The 22,780-nt window shown below is 28.8% G+C and carries 25 protein-coding genes; 4 read left to right on the forward strand and 21 right to left on the reverse strand.

The annotated features are described in order from the left end of the window. The 5 genes from F3K33_RS19560 to F3K33_RS19580 all read right to left on the reverse strand — a co-directional run bounded on the left by F3K33_RS19560 (position 1) and on the right by F3K33_RS19580 (position 4,717). Positions 1-1,116, reverse strand: a complete 1,116-nt coding sequence (locus F3K33_RS19560) for a transcriptional regulator (RefSeq protein ID WP_039768987.1) — start codon at positions 1,114-1,116, stop codon at positions 1-3. 532 nt (positions 1,117-1,648) lie between these two features. Beyond that, positions 1,649-1,900, reverse strand: a complete 252-nt coding sequence (locus tag F3K33_RS19565; RefSeq protein ID WP_039768985.1) for a fatty acid kinase subunit FakA-related protein — start codon at positions 1,898-1,900, stop codon at positions 1,649-1,651. 293 nt (positions 1,901-2,193) lie between these two features. Continuing rightward, the gene (locus F3K33_RS19570) at positions 2,194-2,772 is read right to left on the reverse strand and encodes a DJ-1/PfpI family protein (protein ID WP_039768983.1); all 579 of its coding nucleotides are present in this window, start codon (positions 2,770-2,772) and stop codon (positions 2,194-2,196) included. Positions 2,773-3,022: 250 nt separating this feature from the next. Continuing rightward, on the reverse strand, positions 3,023-3,415 hold the full coding sequence (locus F3K33_RS19575; protein WP_039768981.1) for a hypothetical protein: 393 nt from the start codon (positions 3,413-3,415) through the stop codon (positions 3,023-3,025). A gap of 657 nt (positions 3,416-4,072) precedes the next feature. Further along, a complete protein-coding gene (locus F3K33_RS19580; RefSeq protein WP_039768979.1) occupies positions 4,073-4,717 on the reverse strand; it encodes a tRNA-uridine aminocarboxypropyltransferase in 645 nt (214 codons plus the stop codon). 565 nt (positions 4,718-5,282) lie between these two features. Between F3K33_RS19580 and F3K33_RS19585 the strand changes: the two genes are divergently transcribed. The 4 genes from F3K33_RS19585 to adc all read left to right on the forward strand — a co-directional run bounded on the left by F3K33_RS19585 (position 5,283) and on the right by adc (position 8,913). Next, positions 5,283-6,689 (forward strand): aldehyde dehydrogenase family protein, encoded by a 1,407-nt coding sequence (locus F3K33_RS19585; RefSeq protein ID WP_023975647.1) that lies wholly within the window; start codon positions 5,283-5,285, stop codon positions 6,687-6,689. Positions 6,690-6,780: 91 nt separating this feature from the next. Beyond that, positions 6,781-7,434: a butyrate--acetoacetate CoA-transferase subunit A gene (gene ctfA / locus F3K33_RS19590; RefSeq protein ID WP_023975648.1), complete on the forward strand. Its 654-nt coding sequence runs from the start codon at positions 6,781-6,783 to the stop codon at positions 7,432-7,434. Further along, positions 7,435-8,100, forward strand: coding sequence for a 3-oxoacid CoA-transferase subunit B (locus F3K33_RS19595; RefSeq protein WP_023975649.1), 666 nt, complete (start codon positions 7,435-7,437; stop codon positions 8,098-8,100). It abuts the gene before it with no gap. 72 nt (positions 8,101-8,172) lie between these two features. Further along, positions 8,173-8,913, forward strand: coding sequence for an acetoacetate decarboxylase (gene adc / locus F3K33_RS19600; protein WP_039768977.1), 741 nt, complete (start codon positions 8,173-8,175; stop codon positions 8,911-8,913). A 152-nt stretch (positions 8,914-9,065) separates the two neighbouring features. Here adc and F3K33_RS19605 read toward each other — a convergent pair whose 3' ends face one another. The 16 genes from F3K33_RS19605 to F3K33_RS19680 form a co-directional block, all read right to left on the reverse strand. Next, on the reverse strand, positions 9,066-9,713 hold the full coding sequence (locus F3K33_RS19605; RefSeq protein ID WP_039768975.1) for a DUF975 family protein: 648 nt from the start codon (positions 9,711-9,713) through the stop codon (positions 9,066-9,068). Between the two features lie 243 nt (positions 9,714-9,956). After that, positions 9,957-10,412: a GNAT family N-acetyltransferase gene (locus F3K33_RS19610; RefSeq protein WP_023975652.1), complete on the reverse strand. Its 456-nt coding sequence runs from the start codon at positions 10,410-10,412 to the stop codon at positions 9,957-9,959. 118 nt (positions 10,413-10,530) lie between these two features. Next, a complete protein-coding gene (plsY, locus tag F3K33_RS19615) occupies positions 10,531-11,124 on the reverse strand; it encodes a glycerol-3-phosphate 1-O-acyltransferase PlsY (protein ID WP_039768972.1) in 594 nt (197 codons plus the stop codon). A gap of 57 nt (positions 11,125-11,181) precedes the next feature. Further along, positions 11,182-11,493 carry a DUF3784 domain-containing protein gene (locus tag F3K33_RS19620; RefSeq protein ID WP_023975654.1) on the reverse strand — a complete coding sequence of 104 codons (312 nt, stop codon included), beginning with the start codon at positions 11,491-11,493 and terminating at the stop codon, positions 11,182-11,184. A 313-nt stretch (positions 11,494-11,806) separates the two neighbouring features. Continuing rightward, the gene (locus F3K33_RS19625) at positions 11,807-12,094 is read right to left on the reverse strand and encodes a YciI family protein (RefSeq protein ID WP_023975655.1); all 288 of its coding nucleotides are present in this window, start codon (positions 12,092-12,094) and stop codon (positions 11,807-11,809) included. Between the two features lie 150 nt (positions 12,095-12,244). Beyond that, a complete protein-coding gene (locus F3K33_RS19630; RefSeq protein ID WP_039768970.1) occupies positions 12,245-12,844 on the reverse strand; it encodes a sugar O-acetyltransferase in 600 nt (199 codons plus the stop codon). A 171-nt stretch (positions 12,845-13,015) separates the two neighbouring features. After that, positions 13,016-13,258 carry an N-acetyltransferase gene (locus tag F3K33_RS19635; protein ID WP_039768968.1) on the reverse strand — a complete coding sequence of 81 codons (243 nt, stop codon included), beginning with the start codon at positions 13,256-13,258 and terminating at the stop codon, positions 13,016-13,018. Between the two features lie 106 nt (positions 13,259-13,364). Further along, the gene (locus tag F3K33_RS19640; protein WP_039768966.1) at positions 13,365-13,661 is read right to left on the reverse strand and encodes a glycine zipper domain-containing protein; all 297 of its coding nucleotides are present in this window, start codon (positions 13,659-13,661) and stop codon (positions 13,365-13,367) included. Positions 13,662-13,820: 159 nt separating this feature from the next. Further along, positions 13,821-14,729 (reverse strand): hypothetical protein, encoded by a 909-nt coding sequence (locus F3K33_RS19645; protein WP_039768964.1) that lies wholly within the window; start codon positions 14,727-14,729, stop codon positions 13,821-13,823. Positions 14,730-14,879: 150 nt separating this feature from the next. Next, a complete protein-coding gene (locus F3K33_RS19650; RefSeq protein WP_039768962.1) occupies positions 14,880-15,548 on the reverse strand; it encodes a hypothetical protein in 669 nt (222 codons plus the stop codon). 240 nt (positions 15,549-15,788) lie between these two features. After that, positions 15,789-16,289, reverse strand: coding sequence for a DUF5673 domain-containing protein (locus tag F3K33_RS19655; protein ID WP_039768960.1), 501 nt, complete (start codon positions 16,287-16,289; stop codon positions 15,789-15,791). A gap of 629 nt (positions 16,290-16,918) precedes the next feature. After that, positions 16,919-17,776 (reverse strand): AraC family transcriptional regulator, encoded by an 858-nt coding sequence (locus tag F3K33_RS19660; protein WP_039768955.1) that lies wholly within the window; start codon positions 17,774-17,776, stop codon positions 16,919-16,921. Between the two features lie 105 nt (positions 17,777-17,881). Then, the gene (locus tag F3K33_RS19665; RefSeq protein ID WP_039768953.1) at positions 17,882-18,901 is read right to left on the reverse strand and encodes a sensor histidine kinase; all 1,020 of its coding nucleotides are present in this window, start codon (positions 18,899-18,901) and stop codon (positions 17,882-17,884) included. Continuing rightward, positions 18,898-19,569 (reverse strand): response regulator transcription factor, encoded by a 672-nt coding sequence (locus tag F3K33_RS19670; RefSeq protein ID WP_039768950.1) that lies wholly within the window; start codon positions 19,567-19,569, stop codon positions 18,898-18,900. Before F3K33_RS19670 ends, F3K33_RS19665 begins: the two co-directional genes overlap by 4 nt. Positions 19,570-19,903: 334 nt before the next feature. Next, positions 19,904-21,895: an FtsX-like permease family protein gene (locus tag F3K33_RS19675; protein ID WP_039769000.1), complete on the reverse strand. Its 1,992-nt coding sequence runs from the start codon at positions 21,893-21,895 to the stop codon at positions 19,904-19,906. After that, entirely contained in the window at positions 21,885-22,652 is a 768-nt protein-coding gene (locus tag F3K33_RS19680) for an ABC transporter ATP-binding protein (RefSeq protein ID WP_039768948.1), read from the reverse strand. The genes F3K33_RS19675 and F3K33_RS19680 overlap by 11 nt, the downstream gene beginning before the upstream one ends. Between the last annotated feature and the right edge of the window lie 128 nt (positions 22,653-22,780).

The following is a 22,780-nucleotide window of genomic DNA, read 5'->3' on the forward strand; positions in this document are numbered from 1 at the left end:
TTATTCATCCAACTTTCTCTTCAGTTTTTTAACAAGAAATTTGTACTTTTCATCTTCTCTTAATGATACAAATGCCGGATTTTCAGTAATTGCAGAGGCAAAATTTTTCTTTATTGTTGTCTCATCTACAGGAGTGCTCGTTCCAATATAGCTATTATCCTCAAGCCATTTATCAACCTTAGTAAAATATTCATTTCCTTTAAATTTCAATGGAAACTTTATTTTGCAGACAATATTTACATACTGCTCCAGAGCACATATGGCCTTTTCCTTATCTTTGTGAATTAAATAACCTTGTGCTGCAACAATATGAATTCCTAAAACATCATTTGTCAAAATCTCATTAAGATTAAAAGACTCAATGATCTGAATACCTTGAGAATAAATTTTTTCAAACAAAACTCGCTCCATAATATTTATTGAAAGATAGTTGTTTAAAAGTCTTAACATGTTTATTACATTATTAAATACTAGTATTTGATTGACCTCATTTGCTTTATCTATTTCTCCCTGCATCTTGTATGCATTAATTAGCATTACATCCTCACCACTATACGGTATTAATTTATTATCCAATAATCGAATAACTTCTTCACTATTTCCTAATAACATTTGTGCCAATGCTTCCATTGTATTTGAACTCTTTATTTCAGAAATATTATCTGATTCTTCTTTTATTCTCTTGCTTAATAATATACATTTCTGAAAAATTTCTTTTTTTATATCCTCAGTTTTTGCTAATATAGAATAATTTATTAATAACTGAATCATTGAAAGCAAAAAAGGAAAGCAGGAATAGTATTTTTTTATTAACTTCTCACATTTATTTATTACTTCATCAAATGGTTTTATAGCGAATTCATTCGAAAGTTCCTTATAAGTCTTTTTAATATCTTCTTTTGTAAGCTGCGGGGAATATCCTAATAATTCATCAACCGAAATATTAAAGTAAGTCGCAAGCTCAGGAAGAAGTAAGATATCAGGATAACTTAATGCAGATTCCCATTTAGAAACAGATGCTTTAGAAACTCCAATATAATCTGCTAATTGCTCCTGAGTTATTCCCTTCTCTTTCCTCTTATAAGCAATACATTCTCCTATATTTAACTTTTTCATATTCCTCACCTCTAATAATATTTTATGTGTTTCTACATTTTCCGTAAATGGATTCCTAGTTGATATTAGTAGAAAAAGTTAACCTACAAGAAACTTAATTATAGATAAACAATATATAAGCTAGACTTATGCAATAATCCACCGAAAGTAAAAACATTGTTATTTCACAGGACTATGAAAATTTCGCTGAAAGTGCTAAATTGCAGGTTGTTCAACTAATGCTTGCTCCCAATTTCATTGTGACAAGCATTAGTTGAACAACCTACGATTAAGATCTTTTAACAGCTCATTTTCAATGCCTGCTGCATAAAAATGTTTCTACTTTCTAGTATTATATTTATTGCAAATTATAAATCAAATTCTTAAGTTGTTTATCTATACTAACTTTAAACTTCACATTTTTAGATATAAAAATACTCCCATTAAAATAACAGATTTTTATTTTTTATCTGTTTACCTTAAATGGAGCATATCATCTTCTTTGAATAATACGATTTTTCAGCATTATATTTAATTTCAATAATTCACTGTTTTAGCCTTTGAGTCCATTTGCTTGTCGCTCCATATTTTCTATGACAACATCATATATCTCCCCTAAAGAAGCACAATACTTAAGTACCTGCCATGGAGTATTTGTATGGAAGTGAATCTTAATCAATTCCTCATCTCCAACTGCAAGCAGAGAATCTCCCTCAATGTTTTTTGTTATATATTCATTTATTTCATCTTCTGAAAGATCTTTTCCTTCGATTAATAATTGCGTATCAAATTTATATTCAAGCATATTTTTTCTCCTCTTCGTCTTTAAATAAATAATATTGAAAATATAATAAACTTTAAATCAGATATTTCTTATAATATCCTTAATTTATAATATTATTAATGATCTTAATTGGACAAGAACTTATTGCCTTATCTCAGCATACTTTTTAAGTATTGCCAATCTCTTTAGTCTAAAATTCATAATCCAAAAAATTAATACGGTAATGAACGAGAGAACTGATTTAATGGAGCCTAACTTAGGAACTTGCGTAATACATGCTCCAATTATTAAGTCTCTTTTCGAAAATTATCCACTTATAATCCTTTAATTTCTTTTTCGAAATTATCCTTATCTTCTTGGTTTTCAAATAAGTTGAACCAATCACATATCTCTACTGCAAAGTCAATAAAAGCTGTTCCCTGAGCAGTTATTACATTTTTATCTCTCACGACTCTTTCAGAAATAAAATTTTCTCTTGGAAATGGGTCATTTTCTCCATATATATCAATATGTTTTTGTGTCCATTGATTAATAGGCGTAGTATACTTAACATTATTTAAAATTCCCGACTTTGCTAAAAAAAAGGTTCCTGCTCCACATATACCTCCTACTAGTTTCCCATCTAAATATATTTTATCGATAAGCTCTATTAATTCCGGTCTTACTTCACCATACCATCCTCCAGTAATAATTAATCCATCTACATTATAATTTAAGACATCTTTAACTAATTTGGCTGGTTTATATAAGAAACCAGATCGTCCTTTAATCATTTTATCTTCATAGGAGATAGTAATTATTTCTTTACATGCCTCTGAACTTAGTAAATGACTGATAAATGTAACTTCATAGTCTGTCATTTCATCAAAAATTAAAAATAATATTTTCCCCATATAATTCCCTTCCCTCTGCTCCTGTTCATGAACTTTCATGTAATCTTGTTAGTTAGAAGTATGTATTTTAAATCAAATACTTCTTACATTAACGTAGTTTACCATTCTTGTCTCTCATAAATTTTCGTGATATATAATCTACATATTAACTTATGTATTGTCACTTTCAATTTGATTCTTACATTACCATTCTTATCTTAACCTTTGGCTTACCAGAATTTTAAATATAAATTTATTACGTTAATATATATTACGAATCACATTCCTCTTTAAAAAAATATCTCTTGGACGGAAATGCAATTATGAGTCCTAACAATGATTCTATAATATTTGGAGTATTATATTGATTGCTTGTCTTCATGGCTATAAAGAACATAGATACTGCTAAAAAAAATACATTATAAATTATGATTTCTAAGTATGCCCATTTTTTAAGCTTAAAATATCCATAGGCTATTGTTAATAGGACTATCGCGCTTAATACTCTGAGCGCACCATCTAAAAAATTATACATAGGAATGGGATAAACTCCAATATTCTCCATAATGCTTTTCATAGGTGAAATTGATATTATAATTAAGGCTACATAAAGCAGACTCATGTCTCCAATAAACATCACTATCATAGGTAGTTTTCTTTTCACGTGCACTCACTCCCCCGTATTCTATAATAATTTACAATAAACTTCCATCACAAATAAATTATAACATATATTGTAAATGTAGTTTTATTATTCGCATATTTATAGATAAACAATATATAACTTATACTTATGCAATAACCTACCGAAAGTAAAAACATTGTTATTTCACAGGACTATGAAAATTTCGCTGAAAGTACTAAATTGCAGGTTGCACCACTAATGCTTGCTCCCAATTTCATTGTGACAAGCATTAGTTGAACAACCTACAATTAAGAGCTTTTAACAGCTCATTTTCAATGCCTGCTGCATAAAAATGTTTCTACTTTCTAATATGGTATTTATTGCAAAGTATAAATTAAATTCTTAAGTTGTTTATCTATACAGGGTTCCATATTGATAACAATACATATCTACTGTTTCAATTTCATGAATACCAGCGATATTGAAATTTTATAAGTTTGAATATCATTGTGGGACCCTATATATCAAATGCAATCTCAAAATTATACAAAAAAATCCCAACTTCATAATATGAATTTGAGATCTTCTATCTTAACTTTTTCAATATTTTAAAGATTTCTTATGCTTACTGCATATCTTCTATAAGTAGAAATTATCAATTATGTAGATTTATAGTGAAATAACACTATGAAAACTCTATCTATTTATATCTTTCAGCTCTACTCCACTAACCCCTGCTTTAAAACTTCTCATAAATAAATCGAAAGCACCTTTAATTAGCTGTGCATTCTCAAGTTCAGAATTTAACTTAAGTACTTCAATTGCTGCTTCGATAGTGCAAAGTTCTCCTTCTGAAGCACCTTTTCTTAAAGTATATTCTGATTTATTAATTGGATTTAATGAAATTCTTGGAAGCTTCTTTAAGTAGTCACTCTTTCTTAGTATCTTCTCTGCTTCTTTCCATGTGCCATCTAAGATAATAAATGCTGGAATTTTTTCTGAATCTTTGCATTTAGGCTTTCTTTCTACAGGCTCATCATCATCCATAGGAAATAATATATTTATTTCATAATCATCGCTATTAATATATTCGATTAATTTTTCAGGAGTCTTTACTCTCTCCCAAAGAATTAACTCAGTTGATTCTGGATTCACCAATTTCAATAATCTAGCGGTATTTGAAGGCCTACTAAATTCTCTTTCTGTTGATAATATCAATATCTTTGCTTTTGTCTCTATTTTAGGCACAATATTACAGATACAATTTATTATTGGCAACCCGCATTTATTGCAGCTTTCATATAACTTAGTAATTTGCTTAACTTTAAATTCAGACTCCATTCTTCCTCCATTATTAATTAGTTAGTATGTCATATCTTCTTGCTATTACTAACTGATTATAACATATGCATTCAATATATTCTTGACTGCTTTTCAAAACACTGACAATATGAATTACCAATTAATTTCTGGATTTATGTCAGTATTTCATTAATAAAAGATCGGACTTTTAAGATGCTTGTTTGAATTATTGATTATATTTATTAAAATTTACGCATTTAATATATAATTATAAGGAATATTATCAATAATATTTATTTTATATTACAATATTACAGTCTTTATTCGAAATTTCACTCAAATACTAAACAAACTCTACCTATAAACAATATATAACAATAATTCCAAAATAATACGATAATTTATCTGTAACGGCTATATAAAAAAAATATCATATAGTCTTGTCATTTGATAACGTTTTGTCTTCCTTATATTTACTTTTTTGGTTTAAAAGATTGATTCTGTAAATTTTAGTGATAACATATATTTAATAACATATAAAAATTTAATTTTCATATAAAATTTTTAATGTTTATTAATTTTTAAATCATAAGGAGGATTAGTCATGATCAAAGACACACTAGTATCTGTAACAAAAGATTTAAAATTAAAAACAAATGTTGAAAACATTAATTTAAAGAACTACAAGGATAATTCTTCATGTTTCGGAGTATTCGAAAATGTTGAAAATGCTATAAGCAGCGCTGTACACGCACAAAAGATATTATCCCTTCATTATACAAAAGAGCAAAGAGAAAAAATCATAACTGAGATAAGAAAGGCCGCATTACAAAATAAAGAGGTCTTGGCTACAATGATTCTAGAAGAAACACATATGGGAAGATGTGAGGATAAAATATTAAAACATGAATTGGTAGCTAAATATACTCCTGGCACAGAAGATTTAACTACTACTGCCTGGTCAGGAGATAACGGACTCACAGTCGTAGAAATGTCTCCATATGGCGTTATAGGTGCAATAACTCCTTCTACGAATCCAACTGAAACTGTAATATGTAATAGCATAGGCATGATAGCTGCTGGAAATGCTGTAGTATTTAACGGGCATCCAGGCGCTAAAAAATGTGTTGCTTTTGCTGTCGAAATGATAAATAAAGCAATTATTTCATGTGGCGGTCCTGAAAATCTAGTAACAACTATAAAAAATCCAACTATGGAATCTCTAGATGCAATTATTAAGCACCCTTCAATAAAACTACTTTGCGGAACTGGAGGTCCAGGAATGGTAAAAACCCTCTTAAATTCTGGTAAGAAAGCTATAGGTGCTGGCGCTGGAAATCCACCAGTTATTGTAGATGATACTGCTGATATAGAAAAGGCTGGTAGGAGCATCATTGAAGGCTGTTCTTTTGATAATAATTTACCTTGTATTGCAGAAAAAGAAGTATTTGTTTTTGAGAATGTTGCAGATGATTTAATATCTAACATGCTAAAAAATAATGCTGTAATTATAAATGAAGATCAAGTATCAAAATTAATAGATTTAGTATTACAAAAAAATAATGAAACTCAAGAATACTCTATAAATAAAAAATGGGTAGGAAAAGATGCAAAATTATTCTTAGATGAGATAGATGTTGAGTCTCCTTCAAATGTTAAATGCATAATCTGCGAAGTAAATGCAAATCATCCATTTGTCATGACGGAACTCATGATGCCAATATTACCAATTGTAAGAGTTAAAGATATAGATGAAGCTATTAAATATGCAAAGATAGCAGAACAAAATAGAAAACATAGTGCCTATATTTATTCTAAAAATATAGACAACCTAAATAGATTTGAAAGAGAAATTGATACTACTATTTTTGTAAAGAATGCTAAATCTTTTGCTGGTGTTGGTTATGAAGCAGAAGGATTTACAACTTTCACTATTGCTGGATCTACTGGTGAAGGCATAACCTCTGCAAGAAATTTTACAAGACAAAGAAGATGTGTACTTGCCGGCTAACTTCTTGCTAAATTTATACATTTATTCACATAACTTTAATATGCAATGTTCCCACAAAATATTAAAAATTATTTAGAAGGGAGATATTAAAATGAATAAATTAGTAAAATCAACAGATTTAAAGCGCATTTTCAAAGATGACATGACAATTATGATTGGGGGTTTTTTAGATTGTGGAACTCCTGAAAATATTATAGATATGCTAGTTGATTTAAATATAAAAAATCTGACTATTATAAGCAATGATACAGCTTTTCCTAATAAAGGAATAGGAAAACTTATTGTAAATGGTCAAGTTTCTAAAGTAATTGCTTCACATATTGGAACTAATCCTGAAACTGGAAAAAAAATGAGCTCTGGCGAGCTTAAAGTCGAGCTTTCCCCACAAGGGACACTTATTGAAAGAATTCGTGCAGCTGGATCTGGACTCGGAGGTGTATTAACTCCAACAGGGCTTGGTACTATCGTTGAAGAAGGTAAGAAAAAAATTACTATCGACGGCAAAGAATATCTATTAGAACTTCCTTTATCTGCTGATGTTTCATTAATAAAAGGTAGCGTTGTAGATGAATTTGGAAATACCTTCTATAGAGCTGCTACTAAAAATTTCAATCCATATATGGCAATGGCGGCAAAAACAGTTATAGTTGAAGCAGAAAATTTAGTGAAATGTGAAGATTTAAAAAGAGATACCATAATGACTCCTGGCGTATTAGTAGATTATATCGTTAAGGAGGTGGCTTAATTGATTCTAGATAAAACTTTAGCAAAAGAGATAATTGCCAAAAGAGTTGCAAAAGAACTAAAAAAAGGCCAACTCGTAAACCTTGGAATAGGACTTCCAACTTTAGTAGCTAATTATGTGCCAAAAGAAATGAACATTACTTTTGAATCAGAAAATGGCATGGTTGGTATGGCACAAATGGCCTCATCAGGTGAAAATGACCCAGATATAATAAATGCTGGTGGGGAATATGTAACATTATTACCTCAAGGTGCATTTTTTGATAGTTCAACGTCTTTCGCACTAATAAGAGGAGGACATGTTGATGTTGCTGTTCTTGGTGCTCTAGAAGTTGATGAAGAAGGTAATTTAGCTAACTGGATTGTTCCAAATAAAATTGTCCCAGGTATGGGAGGCGCCATGGATTTGGCAATAGGCGCAAAAAAAATAATAGTGGCAATGCAACATACAGGAAAAGGTAAACCTAAAATCGTTAAAAAATGTGCTCTCCCACTTACTGCTAAGGCTCAAGTGGATTTAATTGTTACAGAACTTTGTGTAATTGATGTAACAAATGACGGCTTACTTTTAAAAGAAATTCATAAAGATACAACTATTGATGAAATAAAATTTTTAACAGATGCAGATTTAATTATTCCAGATAACTTAAAGATTATGGATATCTGAATCATTCTATTTTAAATATATAACTTTAAAAATATTATGTATTACAATCTGAGAAAAGAGGTTGATTATTTTATGTTAGAAAGTGAAGTATCTAAACAAATTACAACTCCACTTGCTGCTCCAGCGTTTCCTAGAGGACCATATAGATTTCACAATAGAGAATATCTAAACATTATTTATCGAACTGATTTAGATGCTCTTCGAAAAATAGTACCAGAGCCACTTGAATTAGATGGAGCATATGTTAGATTTGAGATGATGGCCATGCCTGATACAACCGGACTAGGCTCATATACAGAATGTGGTCAAGCCATTCCAGTAAAATATAATGGGGTTAAGGGTGACTACTTGCATATGATGTATCTAGATAATGAACCTGCTATTGCTGTTGGAAGAGAAAGTAGCGCTTATCCAAAAAAGCTTGGCTATCCAAAGCTATTTGTTGATTCAGACACTCTAGTTGGAACACTTAAGTATGGTACATTACCAGTAGCTACTGCAACAATGGGATATAAGCACGAGCCTCTAGATCTTAAAGAAGCTTATAATCAAATTGCCAGACCCAATTTTATGCTAAAAATCATCCAAGGTTATGATGGTAAGCCAAGAATTTGTGAACTAATATGTGCAGAAAATACTGATATAACTATTCACGGTGCTTGGACTGGAAGTGCACGTCTACAATTATTTAGCCATGCACTAGCTCCTCTTGCTGATTTACCTGTATTAGAGATTGTATCAGCATCTCATATCCTCACAGATTTAACTCTTGGAACACCTAAGGTTGTACATGACTATCTTTCCAAAAGTTAAAAAATGATAGCAAAATTGAAAACCATATTCTAATCTCATAAATCATTAAAATAAAATATAAATAAAAACGGCAGTATCTGCAAAAGTACTGTCGTTTTTCTTATATCTTATTTACCTAGGCATTAATAATAAAAAACTAGAGCAATTTAAAATTAATATCTCTGCCCTTCTTGAAGCAACTTGGTGTATAAATATCCAAAAGATACATTAACATACACATTTACAAAAATCATTCCCAAAGACATAAATACATCAAAATATTCGGGATGCCAATATTTTATAGCTACTGCCGGAGCTATTACTAATAAGCTCCATCCTATAAAACTTATATATAACCAAAATATTTCTGAAATGTGTCCATCTGTCATTTTAATACTTCTATCAATTGCTTCTTGAATGCTTATATTAGGATGTTCAGCCCATATATAGTATGTCATAGAATATTTTGCAGCTGCTATTATACCTGGGATTATTAATAATAGTGACCATAATAGTGTAAGAATATTTACTGTTAGCGTAATTCCTAATGCTTTAAAGAATTTCTTTGTGCCAGTAAATATATCTGAAAAATTAACTTGTTCTCCTCTAACTATGTTTAATATTATACTAAAATATCCAAATGTAAATAATGCACCAAATATAATTTCTAATATCAAATTCCATATAACACTAGAATCTTGAAATAAGCCTCCTATAATACCTGCGCCACTGTACACTAGCGTACTTAATATTCCAATCTTCCAATTACCTTTCAAACTATATCTTGCACTTTTTCTTATTTCTTTGCTCTCAATATCCATATATCTCCCTCTAAACTTCTCTCAAATTAATAATAAACTAAACCTTTTATCGATCTTAATAAAATATTTTTCTACTAACCTGCTATTGATTGAGTTCAAATTTAATTATTTATAGTGCTACTAATACTAGTACATATTCTGAAATTTTATATAAAATATCATATTCCTAATTTTACGCAATGTGATATATAAATTTACAATCCAATTGTACTTTTATAAATACAAGACTGTAAGTTTTTAGAATCACGTCCTTTTCAAAATGTAATTTCCAATTTTAAAACCATAGTTACTGTAGAAAGGTAACGCTTCATCATTTGCATATACCACATTAATTTCAATATCTGTTATGGAGTTAGATTCAAACCAACTTAAAGCATTTTTCATAAGCTTGTCCCCTAGCTTAAGCTTTCGATACTTTTTCTCAACAAATATAGATTCTATTTCTCCCAAATTATTTTCAATTGAGCTTAAACAATATCCTACATAATTTCCCGTTTCATTGTCTAGAAGCATATCAAACTTAACAACACCGTTTTTAGCCTTTTTGCAAATAGATTCTATTCTTTTGTCAAAAGTAAATCTGTCATATTTCTCCTTAAAGTGCACAGATTTATTATAGTGAATAGAATTAAGTTGTTCCCATAATGGTTTCATTAGCTCAATTTCCTTTATTCCATTTTCAACAATAGAAATATTCATAACCCCTCCCACTACTCAATTAATATTTAATACAAACTAACTTGCTACATAAACAAATTATAACAGTATTGTAAATAGTGGTAAATCCATTCTCTAATTAATTAATGATAATTTAAGATTATTTTTCTTCATTATTTAAAAGTCTTATTAAATTATCTTTATGTTTATATATCATTAAAACACATGCTATTAAACTACTTACTATTATTGAAACAGGCGTTTTCATAATTATACACATTAAAGGTATTGTTACCCCTATTGCAATTGACCTTATAGAAACTATACTTGTAAATAAACGCAATATAAAATGAACTGCAACTCCAACCAATGTTGGAATTGGTACAATTACAAAGAATGCACCAATAGTTGTATTAACTCCCTTCCCACCATTAAATCCTAGGAATGGAGTAAAATCGTGTCCCAAAATTACCGCTATAGCAATAATCGAAAGATAAGTATCCATTGACATTTGTAGTTCAAAAATCTTTGCTAAACAAATTCCTAAAGCTACAGGAATTATACCTTTTGAAATATCCACTATTTGCGTAATAATAGATATTTTACGTCCTGCTACTCTATTAACATTTGTAGATCCTATATTCCCACTACCTTTGGTCCTTATATCAATTCCATGCAACTTTTTGATAATTAAGTATCCTGTAGGAATTGAACCACATAAAAAAGATACTATAATTGATAAAATAATAATCATATATTCTCCCTAACTTTATTCTATTTTTTTAATTTATAATAGCGAGATGCCCTAAAATTAGAACAATCCTCCATTATATTTCTTTTGTGCTCTAAACATCATCCTAAATCCCAATACAGCAAATATTACAAAACATATCCATCCATATTTTGTGCTTCCTATTAAATTAATAATGCCTGTCAGTATAATTCCAGTTCCCATGATAATGCATCCTTTTCCAACTTCCTCAGTATAAGGTTTCTTATCACTTTCAGCAACCCTTGCATGATGATAATCATGAATCAATGTTATCTGCTCTTTTTTCCAAATACGCCATCCTAAAAATATAGAAATTAGTCCTAATGGGATCATTAATATCAAGTTAATCACGTACTCATCTCCCAATGAAATTATTATTTTTTATATTTATCAAATGCTTTTTCTGGATTAAAATGAATATTTTTTAAAAATCATAAATATCATTCCAAGTAATCCAAAAATAGCTGACATAATAAAGCCAATAATCATCATTTTCCATCTCCTCAAGTAAAAATAGAAAATATCTAGTTTTTAACTAATTTATATTGTAATTAATTCTAACATAAATAGTAAATATCACATTACCCATTTATTATTTTGAATAATGTGATATTTAAAATTCTTATTCATTTATTAAGAGTTATATTAATCTATAAAGCAAACTTTACTCAACAAATTCCTTAAAACCTTCAGAATACTTTGTTGGTTGGAATTCTATTACATCATAATTAGCAACTCCATTTTTATGAAATGGATCTTCACTAATAATTTCATTTACCTCTTCTTTATTTTTTGCGCTGCATAAAATTATTCCACCATCTCTAGGATTTTTTCTCCCTGAGCAGATAAAGTTGTTACTAGCATAGTATTTATTTAAGAATGTAATGTGATCTTTCAAATGCTTTTCAACCTCTTCTAGTGGTTTAACATAAGTTAAATTTACTATAAACATTTTCTTTCCCCCAAGTCTAAATTACAATTTGTTTTATAAATTATAACATACTTGTAAATATCGCACTATTAACTTTTCAAATTACATTATTTAAACTTCTGCCTGCACATTTGTTTTATTATTACAAAAAAATATAATAAACTCTACAAATTAGAAATTGCCTTGCTCAACTGACAAGTTAATTATGTCTTCTTCTGTAATCTTCCGTAATACTCTGCAAGGATTTCCTACTGCAATTACCCCTGCTGGAATATCTTTATTTACTACGCTTCCTGCACCAATAACGCTACCTTTTCCTATAGTAACTCCACCACATACAGTTGCATTAGCACCAATCCATACGTCATCTTCTATTGTAATAGGTTTTGAGGTTCCAATCCCTTCTGCCCTTTGTGTTGGAAATACAGCATGTCCCGAGCAAGCCAAACAAACTCCAGGAGCTATAAATGCATTTGCACCAATGTAAACTGGCGATGTATCTAATATTACACAATTATAGTTAATCACAGCAAGCCCATGGGTATGTATATTAAAACCATAATCGCAACGAAATAACGGCTCAATAAATGTTAGCGGATGGCAAGTTCCAAGCAGTTCTTTTAAAATATTACTTCTCTTTTCTTTTTCTGATGGTCCAGTCTGATTATATTCCCAGCATAATTCTTTCGCTTTTAGTTGTAATTCTGCTGGCATATCTGTGTGCTTTGAGCAATATCCTCTATTTTGTTTCATAATTTCTTTAAAATCCATTATCTTAATTCCTTTCAAATTATGATTTATCTTTTATTTAATTGTAGCATGTTTTGTAAATTATGAACTATTCAGTTTTAAAATCAGATAAAAAATGATAGATAGTAAATACATCTAGCTTACTTTCCCTCCCAGCCTAAATTGCAATTTATCTAACAAATCACCAATTAGTCAACAGATAAATTCCATTCTTATAAATTCACCGTACCCAATAGGAGTATCTTTTTTATATATTTCCTTTACTATAAATCCTGCTCTTTTATAGCATTTAACTGCCCGCTCGTTGAAAGATCGCACCTCTAAAGCAATTATTTTGCTTGGATACAAATTAGTACTAGAATATTCTCCATCATATTTCCAATTACAAATTTCTTTTGCATATAATTCTGTAAATTCTTCCAATATCAATCTCATTTCATATCTCCCTGTCCCACTCACCCTATTTTAGAATTGCGTAACTTGTACAACAAAAAAATACCTCAAATTCGTTTTTAAACAATGAGATATTTTATAGATATATTTATTTTTTCTTAATATATATCCCTGCAACCATGCCAATTAGCATACCAAAACTGATTCCATATGAAAGTGACACAAGTCCTAATAAACTGAATACACTTCCAAAACAAATTCCCAAACACATTCCAACAGACATATAATCATCCTCATCTACCGTACTCTTGGAATTTTCTTTATCTAGGCCTTTCTGTCCTCCAATGTTCAATTTGTCCTTTTTTCTGCTAAAGCTTACTACTGCAAAGGCAATTGCAATTCCCATAACCACCCAAGGTAAAGCCGCCAATAAAAAATCAAGCATTTGATTATCCTCCATTAAATTCTTATTTGCTAATCTTTTAAATCCACAATTTATGACCTTGTAAATTATAATATATTTATAAATATCACACTATTCAATCTTCAAGAAACATATTCTACATTCACTAAATCAAACCTCCAAGCCTGTTATTACTTCAAATTATTTTTTTCTCCAATTTTGTACTACCTCATTTGGATTTGGTCCTATATTATTATGTTCAACAATACAAGAATCTTGTTCTGCTTTTTTAAACCAGTCATCTAGGGGCTTTACTTTTTCTGCATATTCATCTGACATTTTGTTACCATAATAATCTGCATCCAATTTATTGTGTTCCTCAACTTTTTTTATATATTCTTCTTTGTCTTTCTTAGATACAATAAGGAAATGTTCCTGAAAAAATGTGTCATGTGGATATAAATTTTTTGACTGACTAGAATCACCTGGTTTTCTACGAATACCATCATCTATTTTCTTTAAAACATTATTATTCGCACGAACACTGTCTGTATTATCCACAAATATTGCATAGTCTATATATATTGATGGTGCAGAATAATCAAAAAGTTCGTCTAGATATTCTTCTGCAGTCATTCCAACTTTTGATGGAGTTCTATTTCTTACAAAATGTAATTCCTTTAAATAACCATAACTACAATATTCACCAATACGCTTTGCGTAATAATCTGATATCTCTTTGTTCCAATCTCTACCTTCAATATTTTCTTCAACTTTTTCATTTGAATTGGGATACTTTATATCTTCTGACTCTTTTGTCCACGAATAATATTTTATATTATTTTCATAAAAAACATTATATTTTTCCCCATTACTTATGGCTTCAAGCTTAAAATATGTAGGTAATGTAACTCCAACATAATCTGCTTTATTATATTCGATTACATTCACAGTAAAGTCTTGTCCATATTTGTTATATAAGAAAGTCTTCACATTTTGTTCTGCTTCACGAGCATCTAACTTATGATTACTACAGCCTGTTATAACCAAAATAACTACACATATAAAAAAAGATATAATAGTTAATTTTAGCGCATAATTCTTATTCATTATCCTTATTCCTTTATTAATATAATTTTATATAGTGCATCATTGATTTTCAAAAAGCACCTGTTTATTTACTGCGTGAAAAACAAACAATTAGAAGCAATGTAAATTCCAAGTTATAATGATAATTAATATTACAGTTTCCATATACATTTATTTTAATCTACTAATCATTTCATGGATTGAGTCATCAACTTTAGTACATAAGCCATTAGTATTTGAACCGATAAAATATCCATTTTCACATTCATAATAATTAATAATATACTGTAGAGCTGGGAACTCCTTTGGTGTTAACAACAGAGAATAGGTTGTTACTTTATCGCTTGTTACCCCCATGTCAGAATTTCCATCTGAAGAAGCAGTTTTATAAGCGTAAGAGACTATCTCTTCATTTTCAATGGTTCTATCTATTACTTTTTGTAGACCATCTTCTATAGTATAGTTATATTTTGTTAACTGAAATTTGTTTAAAAAATTGAAATACCTATAATCAAGATTGGTATAAATATTTTTTGAAAGATAGAAACTCACATCACAATTAGCATAGTCATAATATATCCAATCCTTTACATCAAGTCCACTAATCGAGTAGACCTTACTACCATTAATATTTGCTATATTAGTAGAATGCTCACTTTTAAGCCTGCTATTACTATCAAAATAACTTTGATTCACTTGAAAGTTTCTTATCGCTGAATATTGCTGATTATTAAATTCAACAATTTTCTTATCTTTATTTTCATTTCTATGAACGATAAAAAAAATAGAAATAAATAAGATAAAAGTTAATATTGTTAAGAAAATAAACTTAATCCTCATATTTTCACACACCCCCTTTTAAACAAGCAGCAAATAATTTTAATTTAACAATACTTTCCTATATAGAATCAATTATAATATTATTGGTAATATCGTGTTATTCAATTTTTAAAAAACATATTTTATATCAATTGCTACATCAAATCTACACATCAAATATAAAAAAATGCCTCATTCTTCCATTCAACTAATGCGACATCTAAATCTAATGTATATTTTGTTTTTATTAACCTAGTAATACTATAAAGTAATATTTCTTTGAATCACTTCTTCTACGTCTGCCTTAACTTCTTCATTTATTGTAAGTTCAAGACTTGAATTACTTTTAAAAAAAGTTTTAACTTTGAATTCAATTATATTTGTTTCTATCCAATTATAACTCTTGACCTTAGGCCACTTATAAAAATCCCCTGATATATATATTCCATTTTCTCTTATTCCTGAACTTTTTAATGCTTTTATTATATTAGAGATTGAAAATTCTATCCAAAATATATTAGTAAAAACACTCTCAATAATATTATCATTTTCATATCTAACATAAAGTTCTGCATCTTTCCATGATAATAGACACCAAACTATTAATAATACCACCCAAAGAATAGCCAATCCTATTCCTTTATTTATTTTTACAATATTTCTACCATGAGTATATGATGTATATAAATCTTTTAATAACATCCATGTTCCAATTATAAATAGTAATATGCTAAGAATTGAAAATCCATAAAACTTACTCAAGTGATACACCCCATCGCTTAAAATTAAACATTATTAATTTATTATAACATATATTGTAAATATTTCTTTATTATAAATTTTTTTGTTTGAGTTTATGATATAATTTTGTAAAAAAGTATTTAGAAGAAGAGCTATGTCAAATATTAAAGTAATTTTTATAGTACTTTTGAATGTATTTATTATTTCACTTGATTTAATAACAGATTACAATAAGAGCAGATATTTTATCTTCATATTTCCATTTCTTGGAGCAATCAATTATAAATATATATTTTTAAATTCCAAATTAACTAATAACCAAAAATTCTTTGCTCAATTCTCTATTATAGGTGCTTTTATATTCGCTGTTATTTACATTTCTTATTTCATGGAATTTTAGTTTTGCATATAAAAAAATCGCAAATTCAATTATTTGAACTGCTCCATTTAAGGTGGACAGATTTTATCTTTTTATCTGTCCACCTTAAATGGAGCATATCAATTTTTAAATAATACGATTTTTTAATTTTCTATTTATTTTTAGTTATTTATAGCTTATGAAAATATGACAGAACTAGATTTAAAACTATTCTGCATCAAACTTACAAACTTGGAATCTGATGTGCTTCAAATCATACTCTTTTACATTACTATTTTTTCTTAACAGGAATCCAGATTTCGCTGTAATAATTCTCATCTTGATTCCCCTTAGGATAATCAGCTATATCAGTGTACATTTCAATATTATAACCTGCTGCAATTTCATAATCCTTGCAATTAGGCAACCATTCTGAGAAGATTTTTCTGTTCATATCTTGCAGAGATTTTGGCATTGCACCCTTACAAGCAAAAACGGCCCACGTGTGTTTAGGAATAATCTTTGTAACAAAACCATTAGGTATTTCCATGGATGGATTATAATCATCTGCAATCAAATATTCAAACTCATCTGATCCCATGTTCTCATCTATGGATATTCCATACATTCCACACACAAACTTTCCCTTTCCAGCTTCATAATGCTCTGTCCAAAACGGTGGAATTTCTGCAAATGCATTCCCATACTTAAACACCTTTGATACACCCATGACAGTAAACGAATCTTTTTCAACAATCTTGTAATCCATAATATAACCGCCTTCCAATAAAAACTTGATTTTCAGCGGAGCAAATGACTTAATCATCCCCCCATCTTTTCTAACAGCAGTAGGTGTGACACCATGAAATCGAGTAAAAGCTTTTGTGAAACTATCTGGTGATGCATAGCCATATTTTAATGCAATATCAATGATTTTTTCATCAGTAGAAACGAGGTCACTGCCGGCAAGAGTAAGCCTGCGTTGTCTGATATACTCTCCAACCGTAAACCCACAAAGCATTGCAAAGCCTTTCTGGAAATAGAATGGAGACATAAATGTTTTTTCTGCAATATTTTTTATTGTAATCTCTTCTGTAATATTCTCCTCAATATAGCTGATAGCTTCACCTATTCCTTCAATCCATTTCATAATTATCCCCCTGTCTGTACATATATCTTATCTCTTTTCAAACGGTTATTCCCGACTTTTTGTGTTATGTTTTGTCTTTCTAAAAAGACTATCATTAACTTCCCCTCAATCATCACCAAAGGTTTCCATACCTGATAATGGAAATATTAATGTAACTTTAGTTCCTTTGTTAACCTCAGAAACAATTGAAATTTTTAAGCCCAGCTTTAAGCAGAGCTTTTCACATAAATACAAACCCATGCCCGTACTTTTGCTAAATCTTCTTCCATTCTCACCAGTGAAGCCTTTTTCAAAGACTCTATCTATATCTTTCTCTATTATCCCTACTCCATTATCTTCTATAAATAACATTACTGAATTTACTTTTTTCATTGATGATATATTAATTTGAGGATCTCTATTGCTTGAATATTTTATTGAATTTACTATTATCTGATTAATGATAAATTCAGCCCATTTCCCATCGCTATATACATTTTCTTCAATGTCATTTATATTGATTCTTATTTTCTTATGAATGAAATCTCTATAGTTTCTTTTTACTACATTTTTTACTATATCACCTAGACTAATTTGTTTTATTATATAATCTTTATAAGCATTATTACTTCTAGAGTAGTAAAGTACCTGTTCCACAAATCTTTCAATTTTGTCTATCTGAAAGTCTATTTTATTAGTTACTTCATTTTGATTATTCTCAATAATAAGCTTTGAAGAAGCTATAGGTGTTTTAATTTCATGGACCCAGGCTTCTAGATATTCTCTATAATCCTCCTGCAGATCCTTATAATATTTTACATGCTCATACATATCTCTGCTTAATTCCTTAAGTATAGAGTTAAACTTTTCTCCTTGTACAGATTCTGCTTCCTTTAGCATCTCTGGAAGTAAATATTTCTTGTCCAAATTCTCTAATAAACTTTCAATCCCTTTAAAATACTTTTTATGCTTTATATATTCTAAAGCTATATAAGATCCTAAAGGGAAAAACCATATACAAAAAACAAATATAACTATAATTAAGTTAACATTTATAACAAGCATTATTATTGACAATATAATAAACATGAGACTATTGCACAGTATTACAATAGCTTTATCTTTAAGAAATTCACTTATAGTCATGGCATAATATACCCCATTCCTCTTCTTGTTTCTATTGGATTTTCTATTCCTATTTCTTCAAGCTTCTTTCTTAATCTATTTATATTAACATTTAAAGTGCTATCGTCTACAAAAAAATCTGCTTTCCAAAGGTACTCCATAAGAGAATCTCTTTTTACTATATTTCCTTTATTATTTATCAAAAATGATAGTATTTTAACTTCATTTTTAGTTAACTCTAGAGAGTTATCTTTATAAATAATCGTTGCATTTGAAAGATTCAAATTAAAATCTCTGTAGCTTAATATACTACTAGTCTTTATGTTTCCATAAGTCCTTTTTAAAATATTAGTTATTCTTGCAAGTAGTATTTCTGTATTATAAGGTTTTGTAATAAAGTCATCTGCCCCTAAATTCATGCTCATCAGTTCATCTACTTCACTATCCCTACTTGTAACTATTATAATTGGAACCTCTGAAGTCTTGCGTATTTCCCTACATATATAATATCCATCATACATAGGCAAATTAATATCTAGCAATATAAGTTCAGCGTTCTCACTTTCAATATAATTTATTATGTTATCCATATCTAAAGGGGCCTTCACTTCATATCCATATCTCTGTAAAAAACTTTGCAATTCCTCCCTTATAACTTCATCATCTTCAATAATAATAATTTTCCTCATCATATCCCCCTACTAGAAATATAAGGTTATCAAATTTTGAAATCCAAAACTTAATAACCTTAATAAATATTATAAAACTAAATGCTATACTTTTCCACAATTTTACTCAATATCATAATAAAGCCTTCACTTTTTCTTTAACTCGCCATTATGGAAAGTAATATATTAAGCGCTTACATATGCCATATATATAATAAATATCTATACATCTCACTAAATAAACATATTTATAAATTTGCAACACTTTAGGTTCATATCTTTACTACAAATCGTAAATACTTCAACGCCTTTGCATAATTAAACTATTTATGGTTTCGGCTATCTATATTAGTCCTTATATATTATTTCTTATAATATTTTTATACCCTGTATACGTTGTATAGAAATATCCTGCATATACTACAATAAATATTACAGCTGTCATTAACGCTGAAAATCTAATATCAATTTGATTAAAATCATTTATCTCTTTGTTAACTACTAAAACACCAATAATTGAATGAATTAACGCAAGAATTACTGGAAGACTGAAATATATTAAGGTTTGAAGAAATATAGTTTTATTTATCATTTTCTTATTTGCACCAATTCTTTTTAAAGCTTTATATCTTTCTATACTGTCACTAGCTTCTGATAATTGCTGAAGTGCTAATACAGCCATACTTGATATTAAAAATATCATACCTAAATATAATCCAAGAAATAACTCAGAAGTTGAAGCTCCCTTTTCCCTAGAATAAATTCTATCCTTTGAATAAGCCCTTATATGTGGGAGATTTAAACTGTCGTACTTTCCACCAATCAAAGAATTATTATAAATCTCTTCGTATTTTTCATTGTTTTTTTCTCTATTTTCATCAGTATACATTACATCAAGCACTGATTTATAAACTTTACTATCTGGCAAAAACTCATCATTTATTACTATAACGCAATAATTTTCTGCCATTATAGAAGTTTCAAGATTTTCTTGTAAAGCCTTGTGATTTTTCGCTAGATACTCTTTTCCTTTAATATTAACTTTATTGCTATGCTTTAATTTTTCATTAATTGGATCAGCTAATTTGTTATAATTTGATAAGATTAAAACCTCATCACTATTTAAATTAGCTTCTTTTTCACCTTTTAGTTTTAATATTTTATTGTAATCAGATATTTTTACAAAGCTTGCTGTATAGCTTTTAAAAGCCTCATCTTCAGTTTTAAATAAATCTTTAAGTTCTACTGATGAAGTATATTCATCATAAGTTATATATTTTTCATTTTCACTCAATTTGAAATCAATTTTATTAAACACTTCATCTAAAGGAATATTTTCACCATGAGGATATATGACTAAACTAGCATCAAAAGGTGTTATTTTTTCAAGGCCTGCTTCATAATTTTTCTTAAGACCTATTCCTGTAGATAATACAAGTATTGTAGTAAACAGCATTAAACATATTACTGACATGGATAGAAAATGTGTATTAAACTTGCTATTTACCTGCTTTATAACGAATATATTCAATCCCTTAAAATATACTTTCTTATTTTTATTTACAAAATATAATATAACTCCAGATAAACTAAAAAAGAATAAAGCTGTGCTCATTACACTAATGACTAGTGCTGGCTTAAACATTGGATTCCATGTATCTATCCCTATCTTAAAAAAAAATTTATATACAGCTACAAGAGATATTATACTTAATACAAATGCTGCCAAATATATATATGGATTTTTAAATTTCATTTTTTCATTTTTTCTATCTGCCGCAAGTAAGTCTATTATTTTGTACTTAGAAACAACAAATACATTAAAAATCATTACAAGTAAAAACATTATTCCAAAATATAATATAGTCTTTCCAATAGCATTTATAGAGACTGTAAATCTATATTCATTCATAGAAACATCGAACAGCTTTAAGATAAGAGTAGATAAGACTTGTGACGCTGCTATTCCTAATATAATGCCTGCAACTAAAGATATAGCGCCCACCATAGAAGTTTCTGTTACTAAAATCTTAGATATTTTTCTTTTTCCCATTCCTAAAGTCATATATATACCTAACTCTTTTTTACGTTTTTTTATTAGAAAATTATTAGCATACAATATTAAGCTTCCTAGTATTACTGATACAAACATTGAAAAATAAGACATAGTAACTGTTAGTTTTTCTATGTAATTAGCATTTGAAGATTTTATATCAAAAAGTGCCTTTTGTGAATCTATAGAATTAAAGCTATAAAATATACAGACAGCTAATATTAATGTTAAGAAGTATATAGTATAATCCTTATAACTCTTTTTTATATTGCCAAAGGCCAGCTTAAAATACATCATTATCATCACCTCCAAGAATGGATATAACTTCTATGATTTTATTAAAAAATTCCTTTCTTGTGTCCTTACCTCTTATGAGTTCATTAAAAATTCTTCCATCCTTAATAAAGAGTATTCTATGAGCATAACTTGCTGTAAAAGAATCGTGAGTAACCATAAGTATTGTAGTTTTCAAATTATCATTTAAGTTTTCAAACCTTTCAAGTAGCAGCCTAGCTGATTTAGAGTCTAGTGCCCCTGTTGGTTCATCAGCAAGAACTAAAGAGGGATTAGTCACAATTGCTCTTGCTGAAGCAACTCTTTGCTTTTGCCCACCAGACATCTCATAAGGATACTTATTAAGCACTTGTCCTATTTCTAAATGCTCTGCTACCGCTTGTATTTCTTTATCTATTTTATAGGTGTCCTCTCCCTTTATTGTTAAGGCTAAAGCAATATTCTCATAAGCTGTAAGTGTATCTAATAAGTTAAAGTCCTGAAATATAAATCCTAACTCATTTTGCCTAAACTTATCTAATTCTTTTGATTTTAACCTTGTAATGTCACTACCATTTATCAATATCTTTCCTGCAGTAACACTATCAATAGTTGATATACAATTAAGAAGTGTAGTTTTACCACTTCCTGAAGGCCCCATTATTCCAACAAACTCCCCCTCATCTACCTTAAAGCTTATATTATCTATTGCCTTTGTTAAATTCCCTTTATTTCCATAATATTTCTCAATTTTTTCTACATTCAATATATTTTTCATCTATAATTCTCCCTTTTTTCTTAAATCTTTGCTTCGTATCCAATCCTTCACTTAGGACTCATCAAATAAAAATTTCATACGTCCGCTGGAATAAACATGTATTTAATTTCAGTTTAAACATGATATAT

Origin of the sequence: Clostridium beijerinckii, from assembly GCF_008705175.1 — a bacterium.
Classification (GTDB): domain Bacteria; phylum Bacillota; class Clostridia; order Clostridiales; family Clostridiaceae; genus Clostridium; species Clostridium beijerinckii.